Source organism: Microbacterium sp. NPDC076911, from assembly GCF_040687125.1.
In the GTDB taxonomy this organism is placed as follows: domain Bacteria; phylum Actinomycetota; class Actinomycetes; order Actinomycetales; family Microbacteriaceae; genus Microbacterium.
This window is the reverse complement of the sequence record NZ_JBFBMP010000001.1, coordinates 22026-38584: the sequence shown is the minus strand read 5'-3', so window position 1 is coordinate 38584 and position 16559 is coordinate 22026. Positions and strand designations below refer to the sequence as shown.

At 62.4% G+C, this 16559-nt stretch carries 12 protein-coding genes; 4 read left to right on the top strand and 8 right to left on the bottom strand.

What is annotated here, in order from left to right:
• Positions 1–76 precede the first annotated feature (76 nt).
• The 3 genes from AB0O81_RS00175 to rsmA are packed head-to-tail and all read right to left on the bottom strand — an operon-like array spanning position 77 to position 2929.
• The gene (locus AB0O81_RS00175) at positions 77–1009 is read right to left on the bottom strand and encodes a 4-(cytidine 5'-diphospho)-2-C-methyl-D-erythritol kinase (RefSeq protein ID WP_363580041.1); all 933 of its coding nucleotides are present in this window, start codon (positions 1007–1009) and stop codon (positions 77–79) included.
• A complete protein-coding gene (locus tag AB0O81_RS00170; protein ID WP_363580039.1) occupies positions 1006–2073 on the bottom strand; it encodes an aldo/keto reductase in 1068 nt (355 codons plus the stop codon). Before AB0O81_RS00170 ends, AB0O81_RS00175 begins: the two co-directional genes overlap by 4 nt.
• 4 nt (positions 2074–2077) lie before the next feature.
• Positions 2078–2929: a 16S rRNA (adenine(1518)-N(6)/adenine(1519)-N(6))-dimethyltransferase RsmA gene (gene rsmA, locus AB0O81_RS00165; protein WP_363580037.1), complete on the bottom strand. Its 852-nt coding sequence runs from the start codon at positions 2927–2929 to the stop codon at positions 2078–2080.
• A gap of 83 nt (positions 2930–3012) precedes the next feature.
• Between rsmA and AB0O81_RS00160 the strand changes: the two genes are divergently transcribed.
• Positions 3013–4455 carry a sugar porter family MFS transporter gene (locus AB0O81_RS00160; RefSeq protein WP_363580035.1) on the top strand — a complete coding sequence of 481 codons (1443 nt, stop codon included), beginning with the start codon at positions 3013–3015 and terminating at the stop codon, positions 4453–4455.
• Positions 4456–4511: 56 nt separating this feature from the next.
• On the opposite strand, the gene AB0O81_RS00155 is transcribed toward AB0O81_RS00160, so the two are convergent.
• The 3 genes from AB0O81_RS00155 to rsmI form a co-directional block, all read right to left on the bottom strand.
• Entirely contained in the window at positions 4512–5396 is an 885-nt protein-coding gene (locus tag AB0O81_RS00155; RefSeq protein WP_363580033.1) for a TatD family hydrolase, read from the bottom strand.
• Positions 5397–5407: 11 nt separating this feature from the next.
• Complete coding sequence (metG, locus tag AB0O81_RS00150; protein ID WP_363580031.1) at positions 5408–6979, bottom strand: methionine--tRNA ligase; 1572 nt, start codon at positions 6977–6979, stop codon at positions 5408–5410.
• Positions 6980–7050: 71 nt separating this feature from the next.
• Positions 7051–7887 (bottom strand): 16S rRNA (cytidine(1402)-2'-O)-methyltransferase, encoded by an 837-nt coding sequence (gene rsmI / locus AB0O81_RS00145; RefSeq protein WP_363580029.1) that lies wholly within the window; start codon positions 7885–7887, stop codon positions 7051–7053.
• 23 nt (positions 7888–7910) lie between these two features.
• Here rsmI and AB0O81_RS00140 point away from each other — a divergent pair, with 23 nt between their 5' ends.
• Entirely contained in the window at positions 7911–9518 is a 1608-nt protein-coding gene (locus tag AB0O81_RS00140) for a phospholipid carrier-dependent glycosyltransferase (protein ID WP_363580027.1), read from the top strand.
• Here the strand turns inward: AB0O81_RS00140 and AB0O81_RS00135 are convergent.
• Positions 9498–10073, bottom strand: a complete 576-nt coding sequence (locus tag AB0O81_RS00135) for an XRE family transcriptional regulator (RefSeq protein WP_363580025.1) — start codon at positions 10071–10073, stop codon at positions 9498–9500. The two genes, AB0O81_RS00140 and AB0O81_RS00135, sit on opposite strands and share 21 nt — an antisense overlap.
• Positions 10074–10139: 66 nt before the next feature.
• Between AB0O81_RS00135 and AB0O81_RS00130 the strand changes: the two genes are divergently transcribed.
• Complete coding sequence (locus AB0O81_RS00130) at positions 10140–11714, top strand: bifunctional NAD(P)/FAD-dependent oxidoreductase/class I SAM-dependent methyltransferase (RefSeq protein ID WP_363580023.1); 1575 nt, start codon at positions 10140–10142, stop codon at positions 11712–11714.
• On the opposite strand, the gene AB0O81_RS00125 is transcribed toward AB0O81_RS00130, so the two are convergent.
• Positions 11711–12547, bottom strand: coding sequence for an aldo/keto reductase (locus AB0O81_RS00125; protein WP_363580021.1), 837 nt, complete (start codon positions 12545–12547; stop codon positions 11711–11713). The genes AB0O81_RS00130 and AB0O81_RS00125 overlap by 4 nt on opposite strands.
• A 79-nt stretch (positions 12548–12626) precedes the next feature.
• Here AB0O81_RS00125 and hrpA point away from each other — a divergent pair, with 79 nt between their 5' ends.
• The gene (hrpA, locus tag AB0O81_RS00120) at positions 12627–16550 is read left to right on the top strand and encodes an ATP-dependent RNA helicase HrpA (protein WP_363580019.1); all 3924 of its coding nucleotides are present in this window, start codon (positions 12627–12629) and stop codon (positions 16548–16550) included.
• Positions 16551–16559: the final 9 nt, after the last annotated feature.

Below are 16559 nucleotides of genomic sequence, written 5' to 3'. Positions count from 1 at the left end.
CGATAACCCCCAGTGGGTGGAGTTTCGAGCGTATCGGACGCCTCACCCCCTAGGGCGGAGAGCAGAAGAATTGCTCTCAGGCGTATAATATCCTCGCGCCCGCCACCGGACCATGAACGTGAAGTGCGTGATACCCCGCGGCTGCCAGGCTGATCTGCAGATCAAGCGCGGATTCCCTGTCGCTCGCAAGGAACGCCGTCGTGGGCCCAGAACCTGACACGACGCTCGCCAGCGCGCCGGCTCGATCGCCGACTTCTAGCGTGTCGCGAAGCTCCGGTCTGATCGCAAGAGCTGCGGCCTGCATGTCGTTTCTCACCTGCTCGGCGAGCGCTGCGGGATCTCCCGCGCGCAGCGCGTGGAGCACCCCTGGCGCGACATCACGCACCTGGGAGCGGCCGAACTCAATCGCTCCGCCCTCACGCAACTCGTCCAACTTGCCGTAGACCTCGGGGGTCGACAACCCTGCCTCACTGATGACCAGCACCCAATCGAAGCGGCCCTTCGCGAGCGCCGGGCTGAGTTCGTCACCACGGCCGGTACCGATCGCCGTGCCTCCCATCAGCGCGAACGGCACGTCGGCTCCCAGTCGCGCTCCGAGGCGTTGCAGTTCGGCATGGCCCAGGTCACTGCCCCACAGCGCATCGCAAGCGACAAGAGCTGCCGCGGCATCAGCCGAACCGCCGCCCATCCCACCGGCAACAGGAACATGCTTCACAACGTCGAGGTGCACTCCTCCGCTGTGACCGATGGTCTTGGCGAGCAACCTCGCTGCTCGCACCGCGAGGTTGCGGTCATCGGCGGGCACACCCGAAACATCGACGGTGCCCGAAATCGAGATGGTGAAGTCGTCTGCGTCTTCTGCCCAGAGGTCTTCGTAGAGCGAGACTGCTTGATATGCAGACGCAACGTCGTGAAAGCCATCCTCTTTCAGCGGGCCAACCTCGAAGAACACGTTGAGCTTGCCGGGCGCACGCACGTGCACCCCGGGCGCCGTCATCGCCTGGCTCATTCTTGCTCCGACTCGACCCACATGCCTGTGCCCATGTCTTGCGACAGCGCGTCGATCTGCTCGATCTCTTCGGTCGTGAAGGCGGGGCCATCCAGAGCCGCCAGATTCTCATCAATCTGCGCGGGCCGCGAGGCTCCGATGAGCGCTGACGCGACAACAGAGTCGCGCAGAACCCACTGCAACGCCAGCTGGGCCAGCGACTGCCCGCGTTCGCGCGCGATCGTGTCGAGCCCGCGCAGGCGCGCCAGCCCTCTCTCGCTCACCTGCTTGCCCGGCATCGAAGATCGCTGTTGCGCGCGATCAGCGGGCCCCCCAGCGAGGTACTTGTCGGTGAGGAGTCCCTGCGCAAGCGGGGTGAAGACAATCGCCCCCATGTTCTCTTGCTTGAGCGCCGCGGTCAGTCCATCTTCGATCCATCTGTTCGCGATCGAATACGACGGCTGGTGAATGACCAGAGGTGTGCCCATAGAACGGGCAATTGCGGCCGCTTGCACCGACTGCTGCGCTGAGTACGACGAGATGCCCACGTAGAGCGCCTTTCCGTGACGCACAAGCGTGTCGAGCGCTCCGATGGTCTCCTCCATCGGAACGTCGGCATCAAAGCGATGAGAGTAGAAGATGTCGACGTAGTCGACGCTCATGCTCTTAAGCGAACGCTCGGCGCTAGCGAGAACGTACTTGCGCGCGCCGCCATTTCCGTACGGTCCCGGCCACATGTCGTAGCCAGCCTTCGACGAAATGATGAGCTCATCACGATAGGGCGCGAAGTCCTCGCGCATCATGCGCCCAAAGTTGATCTCAGCACTTCCGTACGGGGGGCCGTAGTTGTTGGCGAGATCGAAGTGCGTGATGCCGCTGTCGAACGCATGGCGCAAGAGTGCACGCTGGTTGTCGAACGGAATATTGTCGCCAAAGTTCCACCACAGGCCAAGAGAAATTGCGGGAAGGGTAAGCCCTGAACTGCCGACCGGGCGAAAATCAGGCGCGTCATAGCGCTCGGGGGCAGCCACATATGGACGGTTCAGGTCGCCGCCACGGGAAAGGTATCGCGATTCTTCAGTCACACGCTCAGGCTATCGGCGCGGCACGGGCAATTCGCACGAAGTCGTCGATCGAAAGTTGCTCGCCGCGAGCGGTCGGCGCCACTCCAGCACTTTCCAAAATGGTGGATGCCTCGGCAGCTGAGCCCCCAAGAACGCTCGAAAGCGCCTGTCGCAGCATTTTTCGACGCTGCCCAAAGGCAGCGTCCACGATCTCGAAGGTTCGTTTGCGCTCAGCCTCGCTCCCGCGCATGTCGGAGTCTCGGTCGAACGCCACCAAGACGCTGTCCACGTTCGGCACCGGCCAGAACACCTGCCGCGATACCGTGCCGGCAAGACGCCAGTCGCCGTACCAGGCGGCCTTCACGCTGGGTGAGCCGTACACCTTCGATCCGGGTGGTGCGGCGAGACGCTCCCCCACCTCGGACTGCACCATCACCACGCCGCGCTCGATGAAGTCGAAGTGCTCAAGAAAGTGCAACAGCACCGGCACCGACACGTTGTACGGCAGATTGGCCACGAGCACGGTCGGTCGTCCGTCGAGCTCAGTGATCCGCAACGCATCAGCATCCACCACTGTCAGGGCGCCTGGTTCTACCCCGTGAGAAGCTGCCGTTGAGGGCAGCTTCTCGGCGAGCCGATGATCGATCTCGACGGCCGTGACACGCGCACCCGTTTCGAGGATCGCAAGCGTGAGCGAGCCGAGGCCAGGACCCACCTCGACAACGCGCTCGTGCGGTTGAACCTTCGCCACGTGAACGATTTTTCTCACCGAATTCGCATCGACCACGAAGTTCTGACCGAGCTTCTTGGTGGGAGTGACATCAAGGTCAGCGGCAAGTGCGCGAATCTCCGCGGCACCCAGAAGTGTTACGGGCATGCGTTTACTGTAACGAGTAGCGCATCGTAACGCGGCGCACCACCCGCCCACGCAATGACCTTTTGCGCGCTACGGTGACGTTTATGAATTCCAGCGCCGCCATTCCTGCGGATACATTCTCGATCCGCAGCCCCTATGGAAAACGGGCGATCGGCCTTGCTGTCGCCGCCGCGGTCGGGGGGTTTCTCTTTGGCTTTGATTCGTCGGTCGTCAACGGCGCCGTCGAATCGATCCAGAGCGACTTCGCGCTCAATGACTTCGTTACGGGGCTCGTCGTCGCCGTCGCACTTCTCGGCTGCGCGGCGGGCGCGATGCTGGCGGGAAGTCTCGCCGACCGGTGGGGTCGACTCAAAGTCATGTGGCTGGGGGCGATTCTCTTCTTCGTCAACTCGGTGGGTGCCGCTCTGGCTTTCAGCGTCTGGGACTTGGCGCTGTGGCGCGTGGTCGGCGGCCTCGGCATCGGCATTGCCTCAGTCATCGCACCGGCCTACATCGCAGAGGTCGCACCGCGCCAAATTCGTGGTGGTCTCGCCTCACTGCAGCAACTCGCCATCACTCTCGGTATCTTCACCGCGTTACTGAGCGACTACTGGCTCGAAGACATCGCCGGGGGCGCCGACAATGTGCTGTGGTTTGGCCTTGAAGCGTGGCGGTGGATGTTCCTCGTCGGGGTGGTCCCTGCCGCCGTGTATGGCGTGCTCTCGTTTACATTGCCCGAGTCGCCTCGCTATCTGATCGCCAAGGGACGAAGCGACGAAGCACGCAAGATCTATTCGCGCCTCGTGCCAGAGGTCGACCTCGACAAGACGATGAACGAGCTGATCGCGGCGATCAAGACCGATCAGAAGAACGCGAACGTCTCGTTGCGTGGCAAAGCGCTCGGTCTGCAGCCTGTCGTCTGGATCGGCATCATTCTGTCGGTGTTCCAGCAGTTCGTCGGCATCAACGTCATCTTCTACTATTCGACCAGCCTGTGGAACTCGGTCGGCCTGACCAATGCACCGCTGATCAGTGTGGTGACCAGCGTCACCAACGTGCTGGTGACGCTGGTGGCGATCTTCCTCGTCGACCGCGTCGGGCGAAAGCCAATTCTTCTCACCGGTTCAGTGATCATGGCGATCTCACTGGGGGCCATGGCTGTGTCCTTTACGTTCGCCGAGGGCTCGGGTGACGATCTGAGCCTGCCGGGCGTGTGGGCGCCCGTCGCCATCGTGGCTGCCAATTTGTTCGTCGTTGGTTTTGGCGCTTCGTGGGGACCGCTGGTCTGGGTGCTTCTGGGCGAGATCTTCCCCAACCGCATTCGTGCCAAGGCACTCGGCGTCGCTGCGGGCGCTCAGTGGATCGCCAACTTCACGATCACCATGACCTTCCCCGCGATGTCGACATGGTCACTGCCGCTCACTTACGGGATGTACGCCCTGTTCGCGGCGCTGTCGTTCTTCTTCGTGCTGTTGCGCATTCCCGAAACCAAGGGGATGGAGCTAGAGCAGTCTGAGACCCTATTCGCGCGCAAACGCAAAGAGTGACGCGCGCAGTACCGCTAGCCAGCTGCGTGGTCGCCAATGAGTGACGCTCAGCCGCGCTAATCCGAAAATGTGCCGTAGACGTTGATCGTGTTGGCAGCGATCTGTGCGCAAAGTTCGTCGACGTCGACACTCAGCTCCGCGGCCATGAAGCGAACGGTCACCGGGATCAGATAGGGCGCGTTGGGCCGTCCCCGATGCGGGGTCGGAGTGAGAAATGGCGCATCAGTCTCGACGAGAATGCGCTCCAGCGGGGTCACTGCGAGAGCATCACGCAAATTCTGTGCATTCTTGAACGTGACGTTTCCCGCGAAGGAAAGAAAGTAGCCGCGGTCGGCCGAGTATCGCGCCATCTCGGCATCACCCGAGAAACAGTGAAAGACGGTGCGTTCGGGCGCACCCACCCGTTCAAGAGTTTCGAGAACCGCCTCGTGCGCGTCACGATCATGAATCTGCATGGCGATGTCGTGCTTCTTGGCCAGCGCGATATGTGCTTCGAAGCTGTCGAACTGGGCCGGAAGCCGTTCGGACTCCGTGCGAAAGAAGTCGAGCCCGGTTTCACCGATCGCACGCACACGCGGCTGCGCAGCCAGCAGGTCAATTGCGTCAAGTGCTTCACTGAGTCGTCCTGCTTCGGCGTACTCCGGCGCTTCGTTCGGGTGGATCGCCACCGCCGCGAGCACCCGTGAATCCGACTCGGCCGCCCATGCCGACCACTGGCTCGATTCAATATCGCCGCCGGCCTGGACGACTCCGATCACACCGACCTCGGCCGCGCGATCAAGTTGCTCGCGGAGTGTGCGAGGTTCATCGCCATCCGCGATCTCAAGATGACAGTGATTGTCGTACACGGCGACATCGAGCGGCGAAGGAGCCGCGGGCCAGCGAACATCTCTCGAACCGTCTTTGTGACGCTCGCGAACGTAGTTGCTCGGGTCGCTCATCAGTGTCAGACCTATTGCTCCACTCGGGGGAACAACGGCACCAAAGAAGTCACTCTCGTGCCCGGCTGCAGGATGCCCCACGAACCGGCCTCACGAACCGGCTGGTTTTGCAGAGCTCCGAGGGAACTGTCTGCACCGAGGGCCGTCCAGAGCTTCGCTGTTGCAACGGGCATCACCGGCGAGAGCAGCACCGCGAGCGCACGCAGACCCTCTGCCGCGGTATACAGCACCGTGCCCAGTCGATCACGCTGCGCGTCGTCTTTCGACAGTGCCCACGGTTCGTTCTCGGTGATGTACAGGTTCAGCGCGTCAACGATCGTCCAAATCGACGAGATCGCTTCATCGATGCGAAAGCGATCAATGGCCGCATCCGCGGCGGTGGCAGCATCCGAAACCGTCTTTTGAATGCCCAGGTCGCCTTCGGTGTACTCCGCCGCTTCAGGAAGCACACCGTCAAAGTAACGTTCGATCATCGCAATCGTGCGCGAGGCCAGGTTGCCGAAGCCGTTCGCAAGCTCGGCCTGGTAGCGGGCGGAGAGGTCTTCCCACGAGAACGAGCCGTCTTGGCCAAACGCGATCGCCGAAAGAAAGTAAAAGCGGTAGGCATCTGAGCCGAACACATCGGTGATCTCGCTCGGCGCGATGCCGGTGAGCTTTGACTTCGACATCTTCTCGCCGCCGACGAGCAGCCACCCGTGGGCGAAGACTCCTCGAGGAACTTCGAGGCCCGCGGCCATCAGCATCGCCGGCCAGATGACGGCGTGGAAGCGAAGAATGTCTTTTCCGACGACGTGGTACGCGGGCCAGCGACGCGCGAACTCTTCGGGCTCCGCGCCGTAGCCAACGGCTGTGGCGTAGTTGAGCAGTGCATCAACCCACACGTAGATGACGTGACTCTCGTCCCACGGAACCTGGATGCCCCAGTCAAAGGTCGAGCGTGAGATCGACAGGTCTTTGAGGCCCTGCTTGACGAACGAGGCGACCTCGTTTCGCGCCGACTCCGGGCGAATGAAGTCGGGAACGCTCGAATACAGCTCGAGCAGTTTGTCTTGAAACTCGCTGAGCTTGAAGAAGTAGTTCTTCTCTTGCAACAGCTCCAGCGGCTTTGAATGAATCGCACAGACCTTCAGCCCTTCAAAGGGCCCGGAGCCGTCGACGATCTCAGACTCTGTCTTGAATTCCTCGCACCCCACGCAGTACAGCGCTTCGAACTCGCCCGCGTAGATGTAGCCGCGGTCATAGATCGCCTGCACGAAAGCCTTGACGCGCTCTTCGTGTCGTGGCTGCGTGGTTCGAATGAAATCATCGTTGGCGACGTCAAGCGTCTTCAGCAGCGGAAACCATTCCTGGGTCACAAGGCGATCGACCCACTCCTGCGGAGTGGCCCCGTTCGCCGACGCAGCACGCATCATCTTCTGACCGTGCTCATCGGTGCCCGTGAGCATCCACGTGTCGTCGCCTGCCTGGCGATGCCAGCGCGCGAGTGTATCGACAGCCACGGTCGTGTACCCGTGACCGATGTGCGGAACATCGCTCGGGTAGTAGATCGGCGTCGTGATGTAGAAAGAACTGCCGGAAGTCACTTGAAGATTCTAGTTCGAGTGGATGCTGCGCTTCACCGTGTGACAAGAACAGTTGACCCTGCCGACAAGCGCTAGCCCTTCAGTGAGCTCTTTGCGCGCGCCGCGAGCGACGCCTGATAGAGCTCCCGAGACGAATGCCCGGTGTGTTGCGACACCTCTGAGGAGGCATCTTTGAGGCGCGTGCCCGACGCCACGAGCGACAGCACTTGGGCAACCGCGTCGTCGAAATTGACTTCCTGAGGCTCGGCTCCGGCCACGACGATGACGAGTTCACCGCGAATGCCCGCCTCAGCCCAGGTGATGAGTTCTGCCAGTGTGCCCCGCGCCGTCTCTTCGTAGAACTTCGTCAGCTCTCGGCACACCGCTGCACGTCGGCCCTCGCCGAAGACCTCAGCCATGTCGCTCAACGTGGCAGCGACGCGTGTCGGCGCGTCAAAGAAGACCATGGTTCGCGCTTCGGCACCGAGCGCGTGAAAAGCAGACACCCGCTCACCGTGCTTGCGCGCAACGAAGCCTTCGAAGGTGAATCGATCGGTGGGCAGACCCGATACGGCGAGCGCTGTCAGCACCGCACTCGGGCCAGGTATCGCCGTGACTCCCACTCCCGCGGCAGCCGCCGCGGCCACAAGCCCATAGCCGGGGTCGCTCACCGTTGGCATCCCCGCATCGCTCAACACCAGCACATCGCGTTCGCGCGCAAGTTCGACGATCTCAGGCGAACGCTCTTTCTCGTTGTGGTCGTGCAGAGCAATCAGTCGGGGCCGGTTGGTCACGCCAAGCGCGGCGAGCAGACGTTGGGTGGTGCGCGTATCTTCGGCAGCGATCACCGTGACCTCTTCAAGCGTTTCGATAAGACGGCGAGACGCATCGCCCAGGTTTCCGATGGGCGTCGCAGCAAGGATGATCACGGGCCCAGCCTAGACTTGGGCGGGTGACCGATGCCTCCACGCCTGCCGCCGGGTTGCTCCCCGACGCTCGCCCGAGCATCTACGACCGCTTCGTCGGTCGCATGCAACACGACGAACGCTCTCGGCGTCTGTACTCCTGGCTCGGCCCGCTGCTGGTCACCGTGCTCGCGGGTATTCTCCGATTCTGGAATCTCGCGCATCCACACGATCTGATGAATCAGTTCGACGAGACCTACTACGTCAAGGATGGGTGGACGCTTACCCAGCTGGGTTACGAGGCGGCATGGCCTGAAGGAGCCAATGAGAGCTTTCTCGCGGGCAACACCGGCATCTTTTTGACAGATCCGTCATTTGTTATCCATCCGCCCCTGGGCAAATGGATCATCGGCGTCGGCATGTTGTTGTTCGGCTCCGATAACGGCTGGGGCTGGCGTTTCACTACCGCCTTGCTGGGCACGGCCGCGGTGCTGCTGCTCATGTTGCTCGCCAAGCGAATGACCGGCTCAACGACGTTCGCCGTCGTTGCGGGCTTTCTGATGGCGATCGACGGCCTCGCAATCTCGATGAGTCGCGTCGCCCTGCTCGATATGACGCTGACGTTCTTCGTGTTGCTCGCGTTTCTGTTCGTGGTCATCGACCGACAACGAACGATGGAACGCATAGCACTGACCGTCTCGGCACGCTTCGACGGCGACGAGCCGCCCGCGTGGGGCCCTATGCTGTGGAATCGCCCCTGGATCATCGCGGCTGGAGCTGCGCTCGGGGCCGCCAGCGCCGTCAAGTGGTCGGGTGCGTGGGTACTTGCTGGCATCGGCATCTATCTGGTCGTCACCGATGCCCTTGCTCGCCGCCGCGCGGGTGTGCTGTTCTGGCCCACAGACGCTGTGCGGCAGGGGCTTGCCACCTTTGTGCTGCTCGTACCGATAGCTTTCGTCACTTACGTCGCATCATGGTCGGGCTGGCTGCTGACCGACGGCGGCTACGATCGCCACGCCGCAGACGCGAACCCCGCGACGGGTTTGTTCTCGTGGGTGCCGTTGCCTTTTCAAAGTCTCTGGCTCGACCACGTGGCGATGTACAACTCCGCCGCGGGCATTTCTTCAGCGCATTCCTATGCGAGCCCAGCATGGCAATGGCCGCTACTTCTTCGGCCCACCTCGATGTATTACCACCAAGATGCGCTCGGTGACGCGGGCTGCACGAGTGCAAGCGGTTGCTCCCAAGCCATCCTGAGCAACCCGAATCCGCTGGTCTGGTACGCAGGGGTGGCCGCCGTCATCTATCTCGTCTATCGCTTCGTGATGCGTCGCGAATGGCAAGACGCCTTGGTTCTCGCCGCGCTCGTGATGACCTACGTGCCGTGGCTCTTTTATCCAGAGCGAACGGTTTTTCAGTTCTACACGGTGCTGATGTTGCCGTTCATGTTGATCGCTCTCACGACTGCGCTGCGCGACATTCGAGGGCCTGGGGATGCCGATAGGTATCGCCGCCTGACGGGGCAACGCCTGGTGTGGGTGTTCCTGTGGGTCGTCGTGGCACTGGCGGTCTTCTGGTACCCCCTCGCGACCGCTATGTCGGTCCCCTACGACTTCTGGCGGTTGCACACCGACTCACTGTTCAGCTGGGTCTAGAGCGGCGTCACTGAGATGGGTGTGAATGCGGGCCCCCTCAGTGTTGAAGATGCTGATGATCTGGGCAGGTTTGGCACCGTCTGCTGACAGCGAATGCGGAACCCGCGTGTCGAACTCCGCTGCCTCCCCCCGAGTCAGCACCAAGTCTTGATCGCCTAGCCTCAAGCGCAGTCTTCCCGAGAGTACGTAAAGCCACTCGAAACCATCGTGTGTGCGAAGCTCCGGCAGTGAGGCGCCGCCGGGGTAGGTGACTTTGAAGGTCTGCACTGGGGAGTCCTCGAGCGTCAGGGGGGCGACGATGTGGCCATGCTCACGAATCTCGGGGCGACGAACCCGCGGATCGCGAGCCTCGTCGGGCAACAGATCGTCGACGCGAATGCCCAATTGTCTGGTGAGCGGAAGAAGCAGTTCCAGGCTTGCCTGCCGTTTGCCCGATTCCAGGCGCGAAAGAGTGCTGGGTGAGACCCGCGCGCGTTCAGCCAAGTCGTCGAGCGTCCACCCTCGAGCTTTGCGGACCGCTCTTAGCCGAGGGCCTACCTGATCAAGTTCGCTCACACCACTCTCCTTGCTATTTCTGCAAGCTAGCTTGCCATAGTCGCTAGAGCGGGGAAAGCTCGAATCATGAAGACATCGACGTGGGACACGATTGTTATCGGCGGCGGTCCAGCGGGGCTGAGCGCCGCTCTGATGCTGGGCCGTTCGAGAAGACGAGTACTCGTGCTTGACACGGCCGAGCCCCGCAATCGCTTCGCCGATCACATGCACGGAGTGCTCGGCCACGAGGGCGCAACGCCCGCCGATCTCGCCGTACGCGGACGCGGTGAGGTGGAACAGTACGGCGTGATCGTTCACGGCGACAGCGCCGAGCTCGTGCGCTCGACTGAGAGGGGAATCGAGGTCAGTCTTCGCGCCGGCGAGCCACAGCATGCCCGCTCTCTCGTTGTCGCGTCTGGAGCCACCGACGAATTGCCGCAGATTCGCGGAATTGCCCAGCACTGGGGCTCTTCCGTCTTGCACTGCCCGTACTGCCACGGTTGGGAAGTGAAAGATCGTCGGCTCGGCTTGCTGATGGTCTCACCCGCCGGATGGCATCACGCGCAGCTCGTCAGGCAACTCAGCGAGGCGGTCACCGTCTTTTTGAGCGCGGGCGTCGAACTAGACGCTGATTTGCAGAGCCAGCTCAAAGCCCGCGGTGTCACCGTCGTCACCAGCGAGGTCACAGAGGTGCTCGGCACGGCGCCCGAGCTGACCGGAGTAAAGACCGCTGACGGAGCGACTGTCGAGCTCGACGCACTTTTTGTCGCTACGCCGGCGCACCCGAACGATGCGTTCCTGCGCGGCCTCGAACTGCGCGTCTCCGAAGGACCGATGGGCACACTCATCGAAGCTGACAGCGTGGGCCAAACGAGTGACGCGCGCATCTGGGCCGTCGGCAACGTTGTCACACCCTATGCAAATGTGCCGCTGTCCATGGGGATGGGCTCGATGACTGGAGCCGCCGTGAACGCGTTCCTCACCGGCGCAGATTTCGATCGCGCTGCGGCTGAAGCCTCAGCATCTGAACCTCAGCGCGAGGTCGAACCGGTCATGTTCTGGAACAATCGCTATAGCGAGAACGGCCGAGTCTGGTCAGGCAACCCGAACCGAACGCTCGTCACCGCATTAGACGAGCTCCATCCCGGAACTGCGATCGACCTCGGTTGCGGCGAGGGAGCTGACGCACTTTGGCTGGCAGGTCAGGGCTGGACAGTGACAGGTGTAGACATCTCACTCGTCGCGGTGGAGCGCGCACGCGAAGCCGCCCGGGAGATCGGCATATCTCCGAGGCGAATCGCATTCACGGTCGCTGACCTCGCGAAGTGGAACCCGCCCACCGCAGTCGATTTGGTGACCGCAAGCTTCTTGCACGCTCCCGTAGAACTGCCACGGATCGACATCTTGCGGCGAGCCGCGAGTTGGGTCTCACCCGGCGGCCATCTACTGATCCTCGGTCACGCGGCGGCTCCCCCGTGGGCGCGCGCTTTTGATCCTCACCGCCACCGCTTTTTCACCGCAGCAGAAGACCTCGAGAAGCTCGAGCTCGACCTAAGCGAGTGGACGGTGCTCATCGCCGAGGAGCGCTCACGCGAAGCGACAAGCCCTTCGGGTGCGCAGGCACTCCTCGACGACAGCGTGTTGCTGCTGCGACGCCGCTAGTTGAGCTCGGTCGGGTGGAGACCGACTCGACCCGAGCCGTCGCCCGGATCCATGGCATCGATCGCGGCCATCTCGGCAGCACTGAGCTCGAAGTCGACGACGTTGAGGTTCTCTGCGAGGCGCTCACGACGCACGGATTTGGGGAAGACGATGAAGCCGCGCTGCAGGTGCCAGCGGATAATGGCCTGCGCGGGAGTTTTGCCATGTGCCGCCGCTGCCGCGACAACAGGCTCAGCACCGAAGAGGTCGTATTTCCCCTGGCCGAGAGGGCCCCAAGACTCGATGCGCACATCGTGCTCGTCGGCCCAGGCTGTGATGTCGCGCTGCTGGTAGGCGGGGTGCAGTTCAATCTGGTTTACCGCTGGAACGACGCCGGTCGCAGACACTATCTCGTCGAGGTGCGACACGAGGTGGTTTGAGACACCGATGCTGGTTGCCAACCCTGCCTCGCGGATCTCAATCATCTTCTGCCACGCGTGCACATACTTGTTGTTGGCGGGAGCAGGCCAGTGCACCAAATAGAGGTCGACACGATCGAGACCCAGCTTTTCGAGACTCTCCGCAATCGCTGCGTGCGGTTGCTCACCGTCATGGCGGTCGTTCCACAGCTTGGTGGTGATGAACAGCTCGTCGCGAGGAATTCCTGACGCGGCAATAGCGGCGCCAACACCGGCTTCGTTGCCGTAGATTGCCGCGGTGTCGATGTGGCGGTAGCCCAATTCGAGCGCTTCGCTCACCGCCCGTGCGGTGTCGTCTTCGGGAACCAAGAACACACCGTAGCCAAGCTGGGGAATCGAGTTGCCGTCATTGAGCATCACGTGAGGAATTGTCATGATCCAACCCTAGCGCGCGACAGTACATGTGCATACAGGGCGACCGTGAATGCCATTTCTCGCGATACGATCGAAGGCTATGTCTGCCATCGAGCCTGTGATCGTCTACCCGCCGGAGCTGCCTGTCAGCGCGGCGCGCGACGACATTGCACGCGCGATCGCTGAGAATCAGGTCGTGATCGTGGCAGGCGCCACCGGCTCTGGCAAGACCACCCAACTCCCAAAGATCTGCCTCGAACTGGGTCGCACCGCGATCGCCCATACCCAGCCTCGACGAATAGCCGCTCGCACCATCGCTGAGCGAATTGCCGAAGAGCTACAAGTTCCGCTCGGCACCACCGTCGGCTACAAGGTGCGCTTCACCGACAAGGTCACCGCGGACACCAAGGTCGCCCTCGTCACCGACGGGATTCTGCTGAACGAGATCCACCGCGATCGGCTGTTACGCCGATACGACACGATCATCGTCGATGAGGCACACGAACGCTCTCTGAACGTCGATTTTCTGCTGGGCTATCTCGCCCGTATTCTGCCGAAGCGTCCCGACCTCAAAGTCATCATCACCAGCGCGACGATTGATCCCGAAAGCTTCGCCAAGCATTTTGGGTCGGATGCTGCCCCCGCCCCCATCATCGAGGTTTCTGGGCGCACCTACCCGGTTGAGGTGCGCTACCGACCGCACGACGAGAACGCTGAAGACGACGTCGACGGAATCACCGCGGCGTTGCGTGAGCTCGATCGCGAAGCTGGTGGTGACGTGCTCGTCTTCTTGCCCGGCGAAGCAGAGATCCGTGATGCCATGGATTCCATTCGCGGCATGTATGCGAAAGACGCGTCACCGACCGAGGTGCTGCCGCTGTATGGGCGCTTGTCCTCGGCCGAGCAACATCGCGTTTTCGAGCGCTCGGGCACAGCTGGCGTGCGACGCCGCATAATCCTCGCGACGAACGTCGCCGAAACCAGCCTGACCGTTCCCGGCATCCGCTACGTGATCGACACCGGCACGGCACGAATCTCTCGTTATAGCAATCGCAGCAAAATTCAGCGCCTCCCCATCGAGCCGATCTCGCAGGCCTCTGCACAGCAACGCTCGGGTCGCGCCGGCCGCACCAGCCCTGGCATAGCGATCCGGCTCTACTCCGAAGCAGACTTCACCAGTCGCGATGAGTTCACCGAGCCCGAGATTCTGCGCACATCGCTGGCATCAGTCATTCTGCAGATGCTGTCGTTGGGTTTTGGCGACGTCACCGCATTCCCGTTTCTTACGTCGCCCGACTCGCGCGGCGTCAAGGCTGCTTTCGATCTCCTGCTTGAACTGCGTGCGGTCAAGCCCGCGGCAGCACAGGGAACGCACGCAACGCTTACAGATCTCGGCCGCGAAATCTCACGGCTTCCGATCGATCCGCGCTTCGCACGCATGCTCGTCGAGGCGGGCCGCACTGGAGTGCAGCAGGAAGTGCTCGCCATTGTTGCGGGGATGTCGATTCAAGACGTCCGCGAGCGGCCAGAAGAACGCCGCGAAGAAGCCGACCGAATGCATGCGCGGTTCGCCGACCCCACCAGCGACTTTCTCACGCTGCTTGCGCTATGGAACTACCTGCAAGACAAGCAGGCAGAACTCGGCTCGAGTGCCTTCCGGCGTCTGTGCCGTTCGGAGCATTTGAACTACGTGCGCGTGCGGGAGTGGTCAGACGTGCACCGGCAGTTGAGCACCCTGGTGCGGGCGAAGCGGCGCGACGGCTCGCGCCGGGCAGTTTCGGATGCGCCCAGCGCCAGCGATCAAGACGCGATCCACAAGGCGATTATGTCGGGGCTGCTCTCGCATCTGGGCATCATCGACGACCGCGCGCCAGCGAAAGCGCAGGGTGGTCGAGCACCCTCGGCGCGCGTTGAGGCGCGCCGAGGTGCTGAATACATCGGAGCCAGAAACGCACGTTTCGCAATTTTTCCCGGTTCCGGCCTGAAGAAGAAGCGCCCGACTGCGGTCATGGCAGCAGAGCTTGTCGAGACATCGAGGCTTTTCGCGCGCACTGTCGCGGCGATTGACCCCGAATGGGCGGAAGCGCTCGCGGGGGACCTCACAAGACGACAGTTGAGCGAGCCGCACTGGTCGAAAGCGTCGGGCGCAGCATCCGTTTATGAAAAGGTCACTCTCTTCGGCGTCGAGATCATCCCTCGACGCCGCGTTCAGCTCGCGAGGTTTGATCAGCCCCTGGCGCGCGAGATGTTCGTGCGCAATGCTCTCGTGGACGGCGACTGGGACTCTTCACACCTCGACAAGAGGTTCACGGCGTTCGAACGGCGAAATCTTGAGCTGCGCCGCAAGCTCGAGAAGATCGAGGAGCGCGAGCGTCGTCGTGACATTCTTGTGGGCGATGAAGCCGTGTATCGCTTCTATGAGGCGCGGCTGCCTCGCGAAGTCTTCGATACGCGTTCGTTCGAGAAATGGTGGCGCGACGCCTCTGCTCGCACGCCGCGCTTGCTCGACATGGCGCAGAGCGATCTTGTCGAAGACACCTCGCGCGGCGACGAGGGCGACTTTCCTGCGCGATGGCATCAGGGCGATCAAGTGCTTTCGCTGGCCTATCGATTCGAACCGGGTGCTGCCGACGACGGAGTGACCGCGGTCGTGCCGCTCGCTCTGCTCGCGCAGCTCAAGCCTGCGGGCTTTGACTGGCAGGTGCCGGGCATGCGCGACGAGCTCATCACCGCTCTGTTGCGGTCGCTACCCAAATCTCTCCGGAGGCACGTGGTGCCGGCTGCGGACTGGGCAACGAAGTTCTCAGCCGAACTCAAGGGACAGGGGCCGGAAGATCACGGTGGATTTCCGCCGCAGTCTTTGCGTGACGCTCTCGCGGCACGAATTCAGCGATTGGCGAGCCAACAGCTCGATGGATCCGCGTTCGAGATGGAAAGAGTGCCTGGGCATCTTCAGGTATCGTTCCGCGCCGTCGACGAACGTGGTCGCGCAGTCGGCTCTGACCGTGACTTGGCCGCCCTGCAGGCCAGACTCTCAGGTCGCGCACGCACATCAGTGGCGAAGTCGCTCAACCCGCCGCAGTCCCGCAGCGCGCGCGGTCCGGCCGCAGTTGCGGGGCCAAGCGCAGGCTCCCCCGCATCGAGCAGTTCGAACTTCGCAGAGCGGTCCGGGGTCACCGAGTGGAACTTCGGCGAGGTGCCAGCGGTCGTCGACACACGTGTTGCGGGCGGAATCGTGCGCGGCTATCCGGCGATCATCGACGACGGCGCCGCTGTGTCGCTACGCATCGAAGCCACGCCTGAAGCTGCCGCCAAAGCCACACGCGCGGGGGTGCGCAGACTGCTGCTGTTGTCGGTACCGTCTCCTACGTCGTACGTACTCGAACACCTCACTGCGCCCGAGAAACTGGCGCTCGCGGCATCCCCCTACCCGTCGGCGAAAGCGCTCATCGAAGACTGCCGCGCGGCAGTAGCCGACGCCGTGATCGAGAGGGTGTCAGCGGATAGCCCCATTCGCACTGCTGCGGCATTCGCCACGGCGCGCGATGCACTGTCATCGGTTGTCGTGGATGAACTGTTTCGAACTACCTCGCTGACCGCAAAAATTCTGACTGCGTCACGCGATGTCGAACGTGCGGTGCGTGAACAGAATTCGCTGACGCTGCTCGGGGCGCTGGGCGACGTCAAGGGGCAACTCGCTGGCCTGATCTATCCCGGCTTCGTGTCGCGGACCGGCCTCGCCCAGTTGAACCACTTGCCACGCTATCTTCGAGGCGCACGAGAGCGAGTGCGTGCGCTTGCAGAAAACCCTGGGCGGGACCGCCAGCGTATGAGTGAGATTGAGCGCGCCGTTGCCATCTTCACGGATGCGGGTGGCGCAATTCCTCCCCCGCCGCACACCGCGCCCGCGCTCGAACACACGCGCTGGTTGCTGGAAGAGTTTCGAATCAGTCTCTTCGCACAACAGCTAGGCACTGCCGAGCCCGCATCGCTACAACGCATTCAGAAGGCGCTGAAGGAATAACCGCACTTT

Bases quoted from the DNA above. Each gene is read 5' to 3' on its own strand.
- AB0O81_RS00175 (WP_363580041.1), bottom strand. From the start codon at position 1,009: ATGAGCCAGGCGATGACGGCGCCCGGGGTGCACGTGCGTGCGCCCGGC.
- rsmA (WP_363580037.1), bottom strand. From the start codon at position 2,929: ATGCCCGTAACACTTCTGGGTGCCGCGGAGATTCGCGCACTTGCCGCT.
- AB0O81_RS00160 (WP_363580035.1), top strand. From the start codon at position 3,013: ATGAATTCCAGCGCCGCCATTCCTGCGGATACATTCTCGATCCGCAGC.
- AB0O81_RS00155 (WP_363580033.1), bottom strand. From the start codon at position 5,396: ATGAGCGACCCGAGCAACTACGTTCGCGAGCGTCACAAAGACGGTTCG.
- AB0O81_RS00130 (WP_363580023.1), top strand. From the start codon at position 10,140: ATGAAGACATCGACGTGGGACACGATTGTTATCGGCGGCGGTCCAGCG.
- AB0O81_RS00125 (WP_363580021.1), bottom strand. From the start codon at position 12,547: ATGACAATTCCTCACGTGATGCTCAATGACGGCAACTCGATTCCCCAG.
- hrpA (WP_363580019.1), top strand. From the start codon at position 12,627: ATGTCTGCCATCGAGCCTGTGATCGTCTACCCGCCGGAGCTGCCTGTC.